The organism is Streptomyces sp. NPDC051320, from assembly GCF_040682175.1.
Classification (GTDB): Bacteria; Actinomycetota; Actinomycetes; order Streptomycetales; family Streptomycetaceae; genus Streptomyces.
In genome coordinates this window covers 331,326-347,917 of the sequence record NZ_JBFBAL010000003.1, presented here as the reverse complement: position 1 = coordinate 347,917, position 16,592 = coordinate 331,326, and the positions used below count along the sequence as shown (strand labels likewise).

13 protein-coding genes are annotated in these 16,592 nt (G+C 69.8%); 9 read left to right on the top strand and 4 right to left on the bottom strand.

The window, feature by feature from the left end:
• Positions 1–85 precede the first annotated feature (85 nt).
• The 5 genes from AB0M87_RS09210 to AB0M87_RS09190 all read left to right on the top strand — a co-directional run bounded on the left by AB0M87_RS09210 (position 86) and on the right by AB0M87_RS09190 (position 8,222).
• Positions 86–1,615: a 3' terminal RNA ribose 2'-O-methyltransferase Hen1 gene (locus AB0M87_RS09210; protein ID WP_365851275.1), complete on the top strand. Its 1,530-nt coding sequence runs from the start codon at positions 86–88 to the stop codon at positions 1,613–1,615.
• Between the two features lie 11 nt (positions 1,616–1,626).
• Complete coding sequence (locus AB0M87_RS09205; RefSeq protein ID WP_365851476.1) at positions 1,627–4,224, top strand: polynucleotide kinase-phosphatase; 2,598 nt, start codon at positions 1,627–1,629, stop codon at positions 4,222–4,224.
• Between the two features lie 49 nt (positions 4,225–4,273).
• Positions 4,274–5,500, top strand: coding sequence for an arginine deiminase (locus tag AB0M87_RS09200; RefSeq protein ID WP_365851274.1), 1,227 nt, complete (start codon positions 4,274–4,276; stop codon positions 5,498–5,500).
• A 120-nt stretch (positions 5,501–5,620) separates the two neighbouring features.
• Entirely contained in the window at positions 5,621–6,628 is a 1,008-nt protein-coding gene (gene argF, locus AB0M87_RS09195; RefSeq protein ID WP_365851273.1) for an ornithine carbamoyltransferase, read from the top strand.
• Positions 6,629–6,794: 166 nt separating this feature from the next.
• Complete coding sequence (locus AB0M87_RS09190; protein ID WP_365851272.1) at positions 6,795–8,222, top strand: amino acid permease; 1,428 nt, start codon at positions 6,795–6,797, stop codon at positions 8,220–8,222.
• On the opposite strand, the gene AB0M87_RS09185 is transcribed toward AB0M87_RS09190, so the two are convergent.
• Entirely contained in the window at positions 8,194–8,628 is a 435-nt protein-coding gene (locus AB0M87_RS09185; RefSeq protein WP_365851271.1) for an ATP-binding protein, read from the bottom strand. The genes AB0M87_RS09190 and AB0M87_RS09185 overlap by 29 nt on opposite strands.
• Before the next feature lie 292 nt (positions 8,629–8,920).
• Here AB0M87_RS09185 and AB0M87_RS09180 point away from each other — a divergent pair, with 292 nt between their 5' ends.
• Together AB0M87_RS09180 and AB0M87_RS09175 are read left to right on the top strand one after the other, a co-directional pair.
• Positions 8,921–9,748 carry an enoyl-CoA hydratase family protein gene (locus AB0M87_RS09180; protein ID WP_365851270.1) on the top strand — a complete coding sequence of 276 codons (828 nt, stop codon included), beginning with the start codon at positions 8,921–8,923 and terminating at the stop codon, positions 9,746–9,748.
• On the top strand, positions 9,733–12,033 hold the full coding sequence (locus AB0M87_RS09175) for a bifunctional salicylyl-CoA 5-hydroxylase/oxidoreductase (RefSeq protein ID WP_365851269.1): 2,301 nt from the start codon (positions 9,733–9,735) through the stop codon (positions 12,031–12,033). The genes AB0M87_RS09180 and AB0M87_RS09175 overlap by 16 nt, the downstream gene beginning before the upstream one ends.
• Here AB0M87_RS09175 and AB0M87_RS09170 read toward each other — a convergent pair.
• The 3 genes from AB0M87_RS09170 to AB0M87_RS09160 all read right to left on the bottom strand — a co-directional run bounded on the left by AB0M87_RS09170 (position 12,020) and on the right by AB0M87_RS09160 (position 15,006).
• The gene (locus AB0M87_RS09170; protein WP_365851268.1) at positions 12,020–12,838 is read right to left on the bottom strand and encodes a GNAT family N-acetyltransferase; all 819 of its coding nucleotides are present in this window, start codon (positions 12,836–12,838) and stop codon (positions 12,020–12,022) included. The genes AB0M87_RS09175 and AB0M87_RS09170 overlap by 14 nt on opposite strands.
• Before the next feature lie 79 nt (positions 12,839–12,917).
• Positions 12,918–13,265, bottom strand: coding sequence for a VOC family protein (locus tag AB0M87_RS09165; protein WP_365851267.1), 348 nt, complete (start codon positions 13,263–13,265; stop codon positions 12,918–12,920).
• A gap of 85 nt (positions 13,266–13,350) precedes the next feature.
• Complete coding sequence (locus tag AB0M87_RS09160; RefSeq protein WP_365851266.1) at positions 13,351–15,006, bottom strand: AMP-binding protein; 1,656 nt, start codon at positions 15,004–15,006, stop codon at positions 13,351–13,353.
• An 81-nt stretch (positions 15,007–15,087) separates the two neighbouring features.
• On the opposite strand from AB0M87_RS09160, the gene AB0M87_RS09155 reads away from it, so the two are divergent.
• Together AB0M87_RS09155 and AB0M87_RS09150 are read left to right on the top strand one after the other, a co-directional pair.
• On the top strand, positions 15,088–16,197 hold the full coding sequence (locus AB0M87_RS09155; RefSeq protein WP_365851265.1) for an acyl-CoA dehydrogenase family protein: 1,110 nt from the start codon (positions 15,088–15,090) through the stop codon (positions 16,195–16,197).
• Positions 16,194–16,592, top strand: coding sequence for a RidA family protein (locus AB0M87_RS09150; RefSeq protein WP_365851264.1), 399 nt, complete (start codon positions 16,194–16,196; stop codon positions 16,590–16,592). The genes AB0M87_RS09155 and AB0M87_RS09150 overlap by 4 nt, the downstream gene beginning before the upstream one ends.

Genomic DNA, 16,592 nt, shown 5'->3' with positions numbered 1-16,592 from the left:
GGCTGCCCGGCACGGCGCATCCACCGCCCCGGGAAGAGATGAAAACCTCTGGTCGGGACGGGGTAAGCGGACGATACTCGTACGGGTGTTCCTGACGATCAGTACCACCGGCACCCCCGACCGTCCCGCCACCGACCTCGGCTTCTTGCTGCACAAGCATCCCGACAAGGCGCAGACGTTCTCCACCTCCCACGGCACGGCCCATGTGCTCTATCCCGAGGCCACCCCTGAGCGCTGCACGGCGGCGCTGCTGCTGGAGGTGGACCCGGTGGCGCTGGTGCGACGAGGCAAGGGGAAAGGTCGTGGTGGCGCTCCCGATTCGGCGCTGGCTCAGTACGTCAACGACCGCCCGTACGCCGCCTCCTCATTGCTGTCCGTCGCCATGACCACCGTTTTCAAGAGCGCCCTGCGCGGGGTCTGCAAGGCCCTGCCCGAGCGGGCGGCGGCTCCGATGCCGTTGCGGATCGAGGTGCCCGCACTGTCCGCGCGCGGGGGACCGGAGCTGGTGCACAAACTGTTCGGCCCGCTCGGTTGGCAGCGGGTGAAGTCCGAACCGGTCGCACTGGACGAAAAGTTCCCGGAGTGGGGCGAGTCGCGTTACGTGAAGCTGCTGCTCGAGGGTGAACTGCGGCTCGCCGACGCGCTCCGGCAGCTCTACGTCCTGCTGCCGGTGCTCGACGACGCCAAGCACTACTGGGTCGCGCCCGACGAGGTCGACAAACTCCTGCGCGCGGGAGAGGGCTGGCTGGCCGACCACCCCGAGCAGCAGCTGATCACCAGCCGTTACCTGTCGCGCCGCTGGGGACTGACCCGCCAGGCGATGGAGGCACTGGAACTGGTCAGGCTCGCCGAGGCCGACGACACCGAGATCGAGGAGATCGACAACGCGGTCGCGGCGACGACGGCGGAGTCGGAAGCGGAGCCGGAAGCCGACGAGGACAAGCCGGCCTCGCTGGCGGTGCAGCGTCGCGAGGCGATTCTGGAGGCGCTGCGTACCAGCGGCGCGAGCCGGGTGCTCGACCTGGGGTGCGGGCAGGGCCAGCTGGTGCGCGAGCTGTTGAAGGACGTGCGCTTCACCGAGATCGTCGGCGTGGACGTGTCCATGCGCGCGCTCGCGGTGGCAGCACGCAGACTGCGCCTCGAGCAGATGGGCGAGCGCCAGTCCGGGCGGGTGAAGCTGATGCAGGGCTCTCTCGCGTACACCGACAAACGGCTGAAGCGCTATGACGCCGCGGTGCTCAGCGAGGTCGTGGAGCATGTCGACCCGGAGCGGCTGCCCGCCCTGGAGTACGCGGTGTTCGGCGCGGCCCGGCCGCAGACCGTCCTGGTGACCACCCCCAATGTCGAGTACAACGTCCGCTGGGAAAGCCTTCCGGCCGGGCAGAAGCGCCACGGTGACCACCGTTTCGAGTGGACCCGTGACGAGTTCCGCGGCTGGGCGCAGAAGGTCGCGCAGCGACACGGTTACGAAACGGAGTTCGTCCCGGTGGGGCCGGACGACCCGGAGGTCGGCCCGCCGACCCAGCTGGCCGTGTTCCGCAGGGCCCCCAAGGACACGACCCCCAAGGACGCGACCGCCAAGGACACGACCATGAAGGAGGCGAAGGCGGCATGAACAGCACACCGATGACACCGGACACGACCGGCACCCCCGGCGAATGCACCACACCCGGCGCGCGCACTCTGCCGGTGACCGACCTCTCCCTGGTGGTCCTCGTCGGCGCCACCGGATCCGGAAAATCCACCTTCGCGCACCGCCACTTCAAGCCCACCGAGATCATGTCATCGGACTTCTGCCGCGGCCTGGTCGCCGACGACGAGAACGACCAGAGCGCCAGCGGCGACGCCTTCGACGTCCTCCACTACATAGCCGGGAAACGGCTGGCCGCCGGGCGGCTGACCGTGATCGACGCGACCAACGTGCAGACGGAGAGCCGTAAGCAGCTGGTCCGACTGGCCCGCGAATACGACGTGCTGCCCATCGCGATCGTGCTGGACCTGCCCGAGCAGGTCTGCGCCGAGCGCAACGCGGCGCGGCCCGACCGTGCCGGGATGCCCCGCCATGTCATCCAGCGCCACCGCCGCGAACTCCGGCGTTCGCTGCGCGGTCTGGAGCGCGAGGGCTTCCGGAAGGTGCACATACTGCGCAGCGCGGCGGAGGCCGAAGCCGCCGAAGTGGTCCTGGAGAAGCGCTACAACGATCTCGCCCACCTCACCGGTCCGTTCGACATCATCGGTGACATCCACGGCTGCCGCTCCGAGCTCGACACCCTGCTCACCGAACTCGGCTACGTGGAGGGCGCCCACCCCGAGGGACGCACCGCCGTCTTCGTCGGCGACCTCGTCGACCGCGGCCCCGACAGTCCCGGGGTGCTGCGCCGGGTCATGTCGATGGTGGCCGAGGGCAACGCGCTCTGCGTGTCCGGGAACCACGAGAACAAACTCGGCCGTTACCTCAGGGGACGCAAGGTCCAGCACAGCCACGGCCTCGCCGAGACCGTCGAACAACTGGAGAAGGAGGACGACACCTTCCGCGAGCAGGTCCGGGAGTTCATCGACGGGCTCGTCAGCCACTACGTCCTGGATGGCGGCAAGCTGGTCGTCTGCCATGCCGGCCTGCCCGAGAAGTACCACGGCCGCACCTCGGGCCGCGTCCGCTCGCACGCGCTGTACGGGGACACGACCGGCGAGACCGACGAGTTCGGCCTGCCCGTGCGCTACCCGTGGGCCGAGGACTACCGCGGCAGCGCCGCCGTCGTCTACGGGCACACGCCGGTGCCCAGCACGAGCTGGATCAACAACACCATCTGCCTGGACACCGGCGCGGTCTTCGGCGGTCGGATGACGGCCCTGCGCTGGCCCGAGCGCGAGCTCGTCGACGTACCGGCCGAGCAGGTCTGGTACGAGCCGTCCAGGCCGCTGACCACCGAGGCGCCCGGTGGCCATGACGGCCGCCCGCTGGATCTCGCGGACGTGCAGGGCCGCCGGGCGGTGGAGACCCGGTACTCCGGCCGGATCGCGGTCCGCGAGGAGAACGCGGCGGCCGCGCTGGAGGTCATGAGCCGCTTCGCCGTCGACCCGCGGCTGCTCGCCTACCTCCCGCCGACCATGTCGCCCACCGCGACCTCGCACGCCGACGGTTACCTCGAGCATCCGGCTGAGGCCTTCGCCCAGTACCGGTCTCACGGGGTGGCGAAGGTCGTGTGCGAGGAAAAGCACATGGGCTCGCGGGCGGTTGCCCTGGTCTGCCGGGACGCCGATGCGGCGCGCGAACGGTTCGGTACGGACGGCGAGGTCACGGGGTCGCTGCACACCCGTACCGGGCGCCCGTTCTTCACGGAGCCCGTCAGCGGTTCCGCCGGGGGGCCCTCAGTCACCGAGGAGATCCTGGCCAGGCTGCGCACCGCCGTCACCGAAGCCGGACTCTGGGATGAGCTGGCCACCGACTGGGTGCTGCTCGACGCCGAGTTGATGCCCTGGTCGCTCAAGGCCACCGGTCTGCTGCGCAAGCAGTACGCCCCGGTCGGCGCTGCGTCGCGCGCCGTCTTCCCCGCCGTCACCGGGGCCCTCGAAGCGGCGGCCGCCCGTGGTGTCGAGGTGGACGGGCTGCTCGCGAGGCAGCGTGAACGGGCCGAGGACGCCATCGCGTTCACCGAGGCGTACCGCCGGTACTGCTGGACCACCGATGGCCTGAAGGGGGTGCGGATCGCGCCGTTCCAGTTCCTCGCGGTACAGGGCCGCTCGCTCGCGGCCGTACCGCACGACGAGCAGCTGTGCTGGCTCGACCGACTCGTCGAGCACGACCAGAGCGGTCTGCTGCAGACCACCCGGCGGCTGATCGTCGACACCGGCGACGAGGAGTCCGTGCGGTCGGGTACCGACTGGTGGCTGGAGATGACCGGACGCGGCGGCGAGGGCATGGTCGTCAAGCCGCTGCAGGCTCTGGCCCGGGACGGAAAGGGCCGACTGGTCCAGCCCGGCATCAAGGTGCGCGGCCGGGAGTATCTGCGGATCATCTACGGCCCCGAGTACACCCGGCCCGACAACCTGGCCCGGCTGCGCGGGCGTTTCCTCGGCCACAAGCGTTCGCTCGCCCTGCGCGAGTACGCGCTCGGCCTGGAGGCGCTGGACCGGCTGGCGGACGGCGAACCGCTGTGGCGGGTCCATGAGGCCGTCTTCGCGGTGCTGGCCCTGGAGTCGGAACCGGTCGACCCGCGGCTCTGAACGGAGCGTTCGGGGGGTGAGCGCAGCGGCCGGGGGACAGGATGGAGGCATGGGATTCCATGTCGACTCCGAGACCGGGCCGCTGCGCCGCGTCATTCTCCACCGGCCCGATCTCGAGCTGAAGCGGCTCACCCCGAGCAACAAGGACGCGCTGCTCTTCGACGATGTGCTCTGGGTGCGGCGCGCCCGCCAGGAGCACGACGGTTTCGCGGACGTGCTCCGGGACCAGGGGGTACAGGTGCACCTCTTCGGTGACCTGCTGCGCGAGACGCTCGAGGTCCCCGAGGCCCGCACCCTGGTGCTGGACCGGGTATTCGACGAGAAGGAGTACGGGCCGCTCGCCACCCACCATCTGCGCACCGCCTTCGACGACCTGTCGGTCGCCGAACTCGTCGAGGCACTGGTCGGTGGGATGACCAAGCGCGAGTTCCTGGAGCGGTACCACGAGCCGACCTCGGTGCGCTTCCATGTGATGGATCTGGACGACTTTCTGCTCCGGCCGTTGCCCAACCACATCTTCACCCGGGACACCTCCGCCTGGATCTACGACGGTGTCTCCATCAACGCGATGCGCTGGCCGGCCCGGCAGCGCGAGACCGTCCACTTCGAGGCGATCTACCGCCACCACCCGCTCTTCACCGGCTCGGGCGCCTTCCATCACTGGTCACAGGGGCAGGTCGACTATCCGTCGACCATCGAGGGCGGCGACGTCCTGGTCATCGGCAACGGCGCGGTGCTGATCGGTATGAGCGAGCGCACCACCCCGCAGGCGGTGGAGATGCTGGCCAGGGGACTCTTCGCGGCCGGCTCCGCGCACACCATCGTGGCTCTCGACATGCCGAAGCGCCGGGCGTTCATGCATCTCGACACGGTGATGACCATGGTCGACGCGGACACCTTCACCCAGTACGCCGGGCTCGGCATGCTCCGGTCGTACACGATCGAGCCGGGCGACGGCGAGAGCGAACTGACGGTCACCGACCATGCTCCCGAAGAGATGCACCGCGCCATCGCGGCAGCCCTGGGTATGAAGGACATCCGGGTACTGACCGCGACGCAGGACGTGCACTCCGCGGAGCGCGAGCAGTGGGACGACGGCTGCAACGTGCTGGCGGTCGAGCCGGGGGTGGTCGTCGCCTACGAGCGCAATGTCACCACCAACACGCATCTGCGCAAGGAGGGGATCGAGGTCATAGAGATCCCCGGCAGCGAGCTGGGCCGGGGGAGGGGCGGGCCCCGCTGTATGAGCTGCCCCGTCGAACGGGGTGCCGCGTAGGGGAGGCGCGGGGCGGGCAGGGCGGCGGGGAGGGGCAGCGTGGAGGTGATGTCGTATAGTGATGCACTCGATCGCATACACTTCCGTTATGCGTGCGTTCGCGACCCAGGAGCAGTCATCATGGCGATAGACCTCGCAGGCCGCCACTTCCTCAAGGAGCTGGACTTCACCGCGGAGGAGTTCGGCAGTCTGGTCGAGCTGGCCGCCGAACTCAAAGCAGCCAAGAAGTCCGGCACCGAAGTGCAGCGGCTGCGCGGCAGGAACGTCGCCCTGATCTTCGAGAAGACCTCCACCCGCACCCGCTGTGCCTTCGAGGTGGCAGCCGCCGACCAGGGTGCGTCGACGACGTATCTGGACCCTTCCGGCTCCCAGATCGGGCACAAGGAGTCCTTCAAGGACACCGCTCGGGTGCTGGGCCGGATGTTCGACGCCATCGAGTATCGCGGCGACAGCCAGCCCGACGTCGAGGTGCTCGCCGCGTATGCCGGGGTGCCCGTCTACAACGGCCTGACCGACGACTGGCATCCCACCCAGATGCTGGCCGACGTACTGACCATGACCGAGCACAGCGACAAGCCGCTGGAACAGACCTCGTTCGCCTACCTCGGTGACGCCCGCTTCAACATGGGCAATTCGTACCTGATCACCGGCGCGCTGCTGGGCCTGGACGTACGGATCGTCGCGCCTGAGGCGTACTGGCCCGCCGAGGACGTGATCGCCCGGGCCAACAAGCTCGCCGCGGTCAGTGGTGCGACCGTCACCCTCACCGCGGACACCGCGGCCGGCGTCCGCGGCTGCGACTTCGTCATCACCGATGTATGGGTCTCCATGGGAGAGCCCAAGGAGATCTGGGCGGAACGTATCGCCGACCTCGCGCCGTATGCGGTGACGATGGATGTGCTCAGGGCCACTGGCAACCCGAACGTGAAGTTCCTGCACTGTCTGCCCGCCTTCCACGACCTGGGCACCGCGGTCGGGCGGGAGATCCACGAGCAGTACGGGCTGAGCGAGCTGGAGGTCACCGACGAGGTGTTCGAGTCGGAGCACTCGATCGTCTTCGACCAGGCCGAGAACCGGATGCACACCATCAAGGCGATCATGGTCGCCACGCTGGCGGGCAAAGCATAGAAATTCCGCCAATTGGGTGAATATGGGTCGCGGCGGTTAGTGTGTCGCCGATCGGTGGGGTTCGGGCTCGCACGCTCGAACCCCCCTTCGCTGCGTTCGCATCCGGCCGGGCCACCGCCCCGGCCGGCCCCGCAGCGAGCTGTACGCCCAGAGAGAGAACCACCTGATGAGTCCGCTGCGTCCGTCCGGGCTGCGCATCAAGCCCCCGGAAACCCTGATCGCCGAATCCGGCGCGGACCTGGAGGGGCACGGTCTGCGGCGCACCATGGGGCTCTTCCAGCTGGTGTGCTTCGGTGTCGGCGCCATCGTCGGGACCGGCATCTTCGTCGGTCTCTCCGACACCGTCGCCGAGGCCGGTCCCGCTGTCATCGTCTCGTTCGTGCTGGCGGCCATCACCTGCGTCTTCACCGCCTTCTCCTTCGCCGAGCTGGGCGGCGCCATCCCGGTGTCCGGCAGTTCCTACTCCTTCGCCTACGCCACGCTCGGTGAGCGCGCCGCTTTTCTGGTCGGCTGGTGCCTGTTGCTGGAGTACGGCGTCTCGGTCAGCGCCGTCGCCGTCGGCTGGAGCCAGTACCTGAACGAGCTGCTGAACAGCATCATCAGCGTGCAGTTGCCCGCCGTACTCTCCAGCGGACCCGGTGACGGGGGCGTGATCAATCTCCCCGCTGTCATCGTGATCGCGCTGGCCGCCGTGCTCCTGGTTCGCGGGGTCCGGGAAAGCGCACGGGCCACCACGGCGATGGCGGTGCTCAAGATCGGGGTCCTGCTCTTCTTCTGCGCCATCGCCTTCACCGCGTTCCGGGCCGGTCACCTCGTTCCGTTCGCGACGGCCGGCGTCGGCGGCATCACGTCAGGCGCGTCGGTCGCCTTCTTCTCCTACATCGGCTTCGACGCGATCACCACGGCAGGCGAAGAGGTCAAGAACCCCCGGCGCAACATCCCCGTCGCGATCATGGTCTGTATCGGGGTCGTGACGGTGCTCTACTGCGCGGTCGCGGTGGCAGCCATCGGTGCCTTCGGCGCGGATGCCGTCGGCGGCAAGCCCGCCGCGCTCTCCTTGATCGTCGACCAGGTCACCGATTCGACGATCGGTGGCGGCATCATCGCCTTCGGCGCGGTCGTGGCCATCGCCTCGGTGGTGCTGGCGGTGATGTACGGACAGACCCGCATCCTGATGTCGATGTCCCGCGACGGGCTGGTCCCCCGAGTCTTCGAGAAGGTCTCGACGCGGACCTCGACGCCCGTTGCCAACACCTGGATCGTGGCGTCCGTCTTCGCGGCGCCGGCCGCCTTCGCGTCGCTCGACGTGGTGGTGAATCTGACGACCATCGGCGCGCTGGCGACCATGGTCGCGGTGAACGTGGCCGTGATCGTGCTGCGTCGCAGCCACCCCGCGCTGCCGCGCTCCTTCCGGGTGCCGCTCTTCCCGTTGAGCCCGATCGCCGGTGTGGGCTTCTGCGTGTACCTGATGTACGGGACGGGCCGGCAGGCCTGGGCTCAGTTCGCGGCGTTCCTCGTCGTCGGCCTGGTCGTCTACGCCGGGTACGGCCGCCGCAACTCGCGGCTCAGCGGGACGGAGCCGGCGGCAGTGTGAACCAGATCGCCTTGCCGTGTTCGGTGGGCCGGTGGCCGTAGTCCGAGCTGAGCGTACGGATGAGCAGCAGGCCGCGGCCGTGCTCCTGCCAGGGGTCGGGCACCCCGGAGGGCGGCGGGCGGACGAGATCGCCCGGTGGCACCGGATCGCGGTCGTGCACTTCGACCTGGCAGCCCGCGGGCAGCAACTCGATGACCAGCTCGATGGGCCCGTCGCCGACGGTGTGCTCCACGGCGTTGCCCACCAGCTCGGCGGTGAGCAGCTCGGCCGTGTCACGGTCTGCCGAGGCCGCTTCGCCCTCGATGTCGGCAAGTACCGTCCGGATCAGCGCACGCGCGATGGGTACGGCAGCCGCGCTGTGCGGCAGCGCCAGACGCCAGGCGGCGGGGTGATGGAGGTCGGGCACAGCGGAGTTCCGATCGGTCTCGTTCGGTGTCCTTCGGGTCGTACAAGGCGCATGGGTCGTATGAGGCACAGGGGTCATACGGCGTTCGGTGTCGAGGAATGTCCTGCTTTCAACCTTACGAACGGCTGACCCGTGCGAGAAGGGACGGCGACCAACAGGAAAAGGGATATGCGACACATCCGGCCGTGAATTTCGGCAGGAGCCGACCCGCTACTTCTTTATTGCGTACCCGTGACGGTAGTCACGGAGAAGTGATATTTTGGGTTCTCCGATCATAGGAGGCCGCATTTTCATGAGCCCCTTTTCCGGTTCGTCCAGCCGCACGGAGCAGTGGCGCCACCTCCATCTGACCAGGCAGGACGGTGTGGCCACGGTTACCCTGGCGCGCGCCGAGAAACTCAACGCGCTCACCTTCGGAGGCTACGCGGATCTCCGTGACCTGCTCGCCGAGCTCTCCCGTGAGCGATCGGTGCGGGCGTTGGTCCTCGCCGGGGAGGGCCGCGGTTTCTGCTCGGGCGGCGATGTCGACGAGATCATCGGTGCCACGCTCGCCATGGACACCGCCCAGCTGCTGGACTTCAACCGGATGACCGGGCAGGTGGTGAGGGCGCTGCGTGAGTGCCCCTTCCCGGTGATCGCCGCCGTACACGGGGTAGCGGCGGGCGCCGGAGCGGTGCTGGCGCTGGCCGCCGACTTCCGGATCGCCGATCCGTCCGCCCGGTTCGCCTTCCTCTTCACCAAGGTCGGGCTGTCGGGAGGCGACATGGGAGCCGCCTATCTGCTGCCCCGGGTCGTCGGGCTCGGCCACGCCACCCGGCTGCTGATGCTGGGCGAGCCCGTCCGGGCCCCGGAGGCCGAGCGCATCGGTCTGATCAGCGAGCTGGTGGATGAGGGCCGGACCGATGAGCGGGCCGCCGCATTGGCCCGCCACCTCGCGGAAGGCCCCGCCCTCGCGTACGCACAGACCAAGGCGCTGCTCACCGCGGAGCTCGACATGCCGCTCGGCGCCGCCGTGGAGCTGGACGCCGCGACGCAGGCGCTGCTGATGAACGGTGCGGACTACGCGGAGTTTCACGCCTCCTTCACCGAGAAGCGGCCGGCGAAGTGGCAGGGCAGGTAGCCGTGCCACCGGCCCTACGGGTCGCGGTCGTCGGCGGCGGCCCGGGCGGTCTCTACGCGGCCGCGCTGCTCAAGCGTCTCGACCCGGCGCGCTCCGTCACCGTCTGGGAGCGTAATGGCCCGGACGACACCTTCGGTTTCGGCGTGGTTCTCTCGGACGAGACGCTCGGCGGCATCGAGCACGCCGATCCGGTCGTGCACCGGGCGCTGCAGGCCGAATTCGTGCGGTGGGACGACATCGACATCGTGCACCGCGGCACGGTGCTCACCTCGGGCGGCCATGGTTTCGCGGCGCTCGGCAGGCGCCGCCTGCTGGAGATCCTGCACGAGCGCTGCACCTCGCTGGGCGTGCGGCTGCGTTTCCGCGAGACGGCACCGCCCGCCGGGGAACTGGCGGTCACCCACGACCTGGTGATAGCCGCCGACGGGGTGCACAGCACCACCCGCGAGGCATACGCGGACGCCTTCGCACCCCGGATCGCCACCCACCGGTGTCGCTACATCTGGCTCTCCGCGCCCTTCGCCTTCGACGCCTTCCGTTTCGAGATCGCCGAGACCGAACACGGCGTGATGCAGTTGCACGGCTATCCCTACCGGGACGATGCCTCCACCGTCATCGTCGAGATGCGTGAGGAGGTCTGGCGGGCCGCCGGATTCGACCGCTGCGACGAGCGGGAGTCCACCGAGCGATGCGCCAAAATCTTCGCCGACGCGCTCGGCGGCCAGCCTCTCACCAGCAACAACTCGGCGTGGACCGCCTTCCGTACCGTCGTCAACGACCGCTGGTCGCACGGCAATACGGTGCTGCTCGGTGACGCCGCGCACACCGCCCATTTCTCCATCGGCTCAGGCACCAAGCTCGCCGTCGAGGACGCTCTGGCGCTGGCCGCGAACATCGAGGAGCAGCCCGACCTGCCGGCCGCCCTCGCCGCCTACGAGGCCGAGCGCCGGCCCGTGGTCGCCTCGACCCAACGGGCGGCCGGCGCCAGCCTGGAGTGGTTCGAGCAGCTGGAAACGTATCTCGACCAGCCGCCGCGCCAGTTCGCCTTCAACCTGCTCACCCGCAGCCGCCGTGTCACCCACGACAATCTCCGGCTGCGTGACGCCGCCTTCACCGACGCGGTGGAACGGGACTTCGGCTGCCTGCCGGACCGGCCCCCGATGTTCACCCCCTTCCGGCTGCGCGGCCTCGAACTGCGCAACCGCATCGTGGTCTCACCGATGGACATGTACTCGGCGGTCGACGGGGTCCCCGGCGACTTCCACCTCGTCCATCTGGGCGCCCGGGCGCTCGGCGGGGCCGCACTGGTGATGACCGAGATGGTCTGTGTCAGCGCGGAGGGCCGCATCACCCCGGGCTGTACCGGTCTCTACACCGCCGAACAGGTCACCGCCTGGCAGCGGATCACCGGATTCGTCCACCAGCAGTCACCCGGCGCGGCCATCGGTGTCCAGCTCGGCCACTCGGGCCGCAAGGGCTCCACCCGGCTCATGTGGGAGGGCATGGACCAGCCGCTCCCCGAGGGCGCCAAGTGGCCGCTTTCGGCGGCGTCCCCGCTCCCCTACCTCCCCGGCGTCAGCCAAGTGCCCGGCATGCTCGACCGGGCCGGACTCGATGAGGTCCGCGAACAGTTCGCCGCCTCAGCCCGGCATGCGCTGCGGTGCGATTTCGATCTCCTCGAACTGCACTGCGCACACGGTTATCTGCTCTCCGGCTTCCTCTCCCCGCTCACCAACCGGCGCACCGACGGCTACGGCGGGTCGCTCCGGGCCCGCCTGCGCTTCCCGCTGGAGGTCTTCGACACTCTCCGGGAGATCTGGCCCGCCGAACGGCCCATGACAGTCCGCATCTCGGCGACGGACTGGGCACCGGGCGGCAACACGGCCGACGAGGCAGTGGAGATCGCCCGCGCCTTCGCGGCGCACGGCGCGGACGCCATCGATGTGTCGACCGGTCAGGTCGTCGCGGACGAGAAGCCGGCCTTCGGCCGCTCCTACCAGACCCCGTACGCCGACCGTATCCGCAACGAGGTGAACGTCCCGGTGATCGCGGTCGGCGCGATCTCCTCCTGGGACGACGTCAACTCACTGCTGCTGGCGGGGCGTACCGATCTGTGCGCGCTGGCCCGCCCGCATCTCTACGATCCGCACTGGACGCTGCACGCGGCAGCGGAACAGGGCTATGCGGGCGATGCCGCACCCTGGCCGTTGCCATACCGGGCAGGCAGCCGCCCGCCGCAGACGGGCAGAACCGACGCGCCCAAGCCGCGGCTCAGCCTCGGCTGACGACGACGCGTTCGGCGATCGGGCGGAATCCGATGCGCCGGTAGACGCCGTTACTGGTGGGATTGGCGAGGTCGGTGAAGAGCAGCACCCCGGCGGCGCCCGCGTCCAGCGCCGCCCGGCTGACGTGCGCTGTCACGGCCGCTGCGTAGCCCCGTCCGCGCTGCTCCGGCGGGGTGTACACGGGGCCGACCCGCACCGAGCCGGCGGTCGGCCGGGTGAACCCGGCCAGGGAGACCGGACGGCCGTCGATCTCCCAGAGGACCAGTCCGCCGTACGACACCCGGTCGTCCACCGCCCCCGCCGGCGCCGGCTGCCCGGTCTCCCGGCCGAAGGCCGTGTACCACTCCGTCAGCAGTGCCCGATCGTCCGCGCCTGCGGTGCGGGGCGAACCCGGAGGCGCCGGTCGGGGCGGCACCAACTCGACCAGTCGGTAGAGACATTGTTCTCCCTCGGTCACCGCCGAAGGCCACCGGGCGGTCAGTGCTTCGCCGACCGAACGCTCGGCGTTGACGGCGGTCACGTCCAGCGTTTCGAGCGCCTCGGCAAGGGGCCCGAGCGCCTCGGCGGGGCTCACGCCTACCAGCAGCGGATGCGGCGGTGTCCATGCCACGGTCCCGTTCACGGTTCCGTCCCGCCCGCACCACCAGCCGAAGAGGGGGGCCGCATCGCCGTACACCTGCAGACCCCGCCGCTGCAGACCTTCGGTGACGGTCAGCGGCACGGTGTTCTCGGCGGGGTGAGCGGCGAGCGCGGGGCCCGCCGTGGCCAGGAAGGCGTCGAGATCATGGGTGAATGTCCAGGACATGCCTCAGCATGCCGGACCCGGTGGTGGCCCGGCACCTGAGTTGTCACGCCCGACGGGGCAAAGCTTGCCGGGAGCGGCGCTAGGACACCGGGTTCTCGAGCAGGGTGACCCGATTGCCGTCGGGGTCATGGACGGCGGCGAACCGCACGTTCACGCCGCCCGGCTGAATCGCGCCGGCGGCGATTCCGACAGCGGCAAGTTCCGACAGGGTGGTGTCCAGGTCGTCGACCACCAGGTTGAGCAGGGTCGATCCCGCGTGCTCGGGGGACACGAACACCTGGATCCATCCGCTCGGAGAAATATGCCAGTCGGCCAGCCCGGGCATCGGTCGCCTATCGGCAGGCCTTCCCAGCAGCCGCTCGTACCAGGCCACCGCCGTCCCGATGTCGCTCACCGGGGCCACCGCGAGAACATGTGTGAAGGACATGGGCTGGACCACCTTTCCCTGTGCGTCCGCCACCCGTACCAGTGCAGACCCGCGCAGCGCGGGATTCTCATCGCCGACCGCGGCATCACCCCTCGCGCAGCCTGAATCGCTGCAGTTTCCCGGTGGGCGTTCGCGGCAGCGCGTCCAGGAAGACCACCTCGCGCGGGCACTTGTACGGCGCCAGTTCGCCCCGCACGAATTCCTTCAGCGCCTCCGGGTGCCGCTCCGCTCCCTCCCGAAGCACCACATAGGCGGCCACCACCTGCCCCCGCCGGTCGTCCGCCCTGCCGATCACTGCGGCCTCCACCACATCCGGGTGCCGCAGCAGTGCGTCCTCGACCTCGGGGCCCGCGATGTTGTACCCGGCGGAGATGATCATGTCGTCCGCCCGGGCGACATAGCGGAAGTAGCCGTCCGGATCCCGGGTGTAGGTGTCGCCGGTCAGGTTCCAGCCGTCCTTGACGTAGTCGCTCTGCCGCTCATCAGCGAGGTAGCGGCACCCCACCGGGCCGCGCACAGCCAGCAGACCGGGTTCGCCGTCGGGTACCGGCCGGCCCGCAGTGTCCACCACCCGAGCCTGCCAGCCAGGGACCGGCAGCCCGGTCGTCCCGGGGCGGATCGCGTCGTCCGCCGCGGAGATGAAGATGTGCAGCAGTTCGGTGGCGCCGATGCCGTTGATGATGCGCAGGCCGGTCCGGTCGTACCAGTCCTGCCAGGTGGGCGCGGGCAGGTTCTCGCCGGCCGATACACAGCGCCGCAGGGCGGAGAGATCGTGGGCGCCGATCTCACCGAGCATCGTGCGGTACGCGGTCGGGGCGGTGAACAGCACCGTCACCCGGTGCTCGGCGAGCGCGGGCAACAACTGCCGGGGAACGGCCTGTTCGAGGAGCAGGGCCGACGCGCCGGCCCGCATCGGGAAGATGACCAGGCCACCGAGGCCGAAGGTGAACCCGAGCGGCGGGCTGCCCGCGAAGACATCGTCCGGCTGAGGCTTCAGGAGGTGCCGCGAGAAGGTGTCGGCGATCGCCAGCACATCCCGGTGGAAATGCATACAGCCCTTGGGGCGCCCGGTGGTACCCGAGGTGAAGGCGATCAGCGCCACATCATCGGCCGAGGTATCGACGGCCCGGTAGTCGTCGGGCCTGGCTGCGGCCAGCCGCAGCAGGTCCTCGGGCCCCTCGCCCCCGTACGTGGTGATCCGCAGGCCCGGCACGTCGGCCTTCGCCAGATCGTCCACCGATCTGATGTCGCACAGGGCGTGGCTGATCCGGGCGATCTCGCACATCGTGGCCAGCTCGTGCGAACGCTGCGCGGCCAGCACGGTCACCGCCACCGCGCCCGCCTTCATCACCGCGAGCCAGCAGGCCGCCAGATGCGGCGTGGTCGGCCCGCGCAACAGCACCCGGTTGCCCGGCACGACCCCGAGGTCGGAGGTGAGGACATGGGCGATCCGTCCGACCTCGGCGCGGAGTTCGCCGTATGTCCACACCTCGCCCGCGGCGGTACGGAAGACAGGGCGGTCCGCACCGAAGCGCTCGATGGTCCGGTCGAGGAGCTCGGCGCCACAGTTGAGCCGGTCCGGATACGTACCGTCCGCAGGAGCCCCGTCGGCAGCGGCCCCGTCCGGGCGCGCCCGTTCCGCAAGGTCGGGAGGGTCGAGGAGCAGCTTCGGCCACTGGTGAGCGGGTGGCAGCTGCTCGCGGGGAAAGGTGTCGACGTGCGCTGATGTTTTCAGCTCCATGACGGGATCGCCCCCTTGTCGCCTATGGAGCGTATCGTTTGCGTGACGACAGTCAACGGTTCACGATAGAGGGGATCGTCGATGCCCGCATTCGCGCTGGAAAAGGGCCGGCAGCGATGGTGCGAGGAGCTGCGGACGCTCGCCGCCGAGCAGTTGCACCCACTCGCCCGGAAGGGCGAGCCGGGACGGATCAACCGTCCCCTGGTGGCCGCCCTCGGTGCAGCCGGCCTGTTGGAGCGGCTCTTCGGAGCCGGTGCACTGGACCTCTGTCTGATGCGGGAATCGCTCGCCTACGGCTGCACCGAGGCGGAGACCGCCCTCGCTCTCCAGGGCCTGGGCAGCTACCCGTTGGTGCAGGCAGGCACCCCGGAGCAGCGGAAGCGGCTGCTCCCCGAGGTGATCGCGGGCCGCGCGGTGGCGGCCTTCGCGCTGAGCGAGCCGGACGCGGGATCCGACGCGGCGGCCCTCGCGCTCGCAGCCGAACCGGATGCCGCCGGGTGGCGGCTTTCCGGCGAGAAGTGCTGGATCTCCAATGCTCCCGAAGCCGACTTCTACACGGTCTTCGCACGCACCACCGAAGGCGCCGGGGCCCGCGGCATCAGCGCGTTCCTGGTCCCCGCCGACCGACCGGGGCTGACCGGCAGCGCGCTCGACATGCTCTCCCCGCACCCCATCGGAGCGCTGACCTTCGCCGGCGTTCCGGTCACCCGTGACGACCTGCTCGGTGGGCCCGACCGTGGCTTCCGGGTGGCCATGAACACCCTCAACCTGTTCCGCCCGAGCGTCGGCGCCTTCGCCGTGGGTATGGCCCAGTCGGCGCTGGACGCCACCCTCGCGCACACCGCGAGCCGTACGGCGTTCGGCGGTCCGTTGAAGGACCTGCAGGCCGTCGCCCACCAGGTCGCCGAGATGGCCACCCGGACCGAAGCGGCACGGCTGCTGGTGTATGCGGCAGCCTCGGCGTACGACGCGGGCGCCGACGGAATCGCGAAGCGCTCCGCGATGGCCAAGATGTTCGCCACCGAGACCGCACAGTACGTCGTCGACGCCGCCGTCCAACTGCACGGCGCCCGCGCGCTGCAACGCGGCCATCTGCTGGAACACCTGTACCGCGAGGTCCGTGCGCCCAGGATCTATGAGGGCGCCACCGAGGTCCAGCGCACCATCATCGCCAAGGAGCTGTACGGATGAGCCTCGACCGCATCAACCCGGCAGAGCTCTCGCCGCCCACCGGCTTCTCGCACGCCGTCGCCGCCACCGGGAGCAGGCTGGTCTTCCTGGCCGGGCAGACCGCGCTGGACGGCGACGGCAAGGTCGTCGGCACCACCCTGCCCGACCAGTTCGAGAGGGCACTGACCAATCTGCTCACCGCGCTGCGCGCGGCGGGCGGCGCCCCGGGCGACCTAGCGAGGGTCACCGTCTATGCGACCGATGTCACGGAGTACCGCGCTCACGCCGCCGAACTCGGCCGAATCTGGCGCGAACTGGCGGGACGTGACTATCCCGCCATGGCCGTGATCGGCGCCATGCGGCTCTGGGACGAGCAAACCATGGTGGAAATCGACGGGGTCGCCGTACTGTCCTGA

Coding starts and splice junctions, on each gene's coding strand:
- AB0M87_RS09165 (WP_365851267.1), bottom strand. CDS start 13,265: ATGTCCTTCACACATGTTCTCGCGGTGGCCCCGGTGAGCGACATCGGG.
- AB0M87_RS09160 (WP_365851266.1), bottom strand. CDS start 15,006: ATGGAGCTGAAAACATCAGCGCACGTCGACACCTTTCCCCGCGAGCAG.
- AB0M87_RS09155 (WP_365851265.1), top strand. CDS start 15,088: ATGCCCGCATTCGCGCTGGAAAAGGGCCGGCAGCGATGGTGCGAGGAG.
- AB0M87_RS09170 (WP_365851268.1), bottom strand. CDS start 12,838: ATGTCCTGGACATTCACCCATGATCTCGACGCCTTCCTGGCCACGGCG.
- AB0M87_RS09150 (WP_365851264.1), top strand. CDS start 16,194: ATGAGCCTCGACCGCATCAACCCGGCAGAGCTCTCGCCGCCCACCGGC.
- AB0M87_RS09180 (WP_365851270.1), top strand. CDS start 8,921: ATGAGCCCCTTTTCCGGTTCGTCCAGCCGCACGGAGCAGTGGCGCCAC.
- AB0M87_RS09200 (WP_365851274.1), top strand. CDS start 4,274: ATGGGATTCCATGTCGACTCCGAGACCGGGCCGCTGCGCCGCGTCATT.
- AB0M87_RS09205 (WP_365851476.1), top strand. CDS start 1,627: ATGACACCGGACACGACCGGCACCCCCGGCGAATGCACCACACCCGGC.
- AB0M87_RS09190 (WP_365851272.1), top strand. CDS start 6,795: ATGAGTCCGCTGCGTCCGTCCGGGCTGCGCATCAAGCCCCCGGAAACC.
- argF (WP_365851273.1), top strand. CDS start 5,621: ATGGCGATAGACCTCGCAGGCCGCCACTTCCTCAAGGAGCTGGACTTC.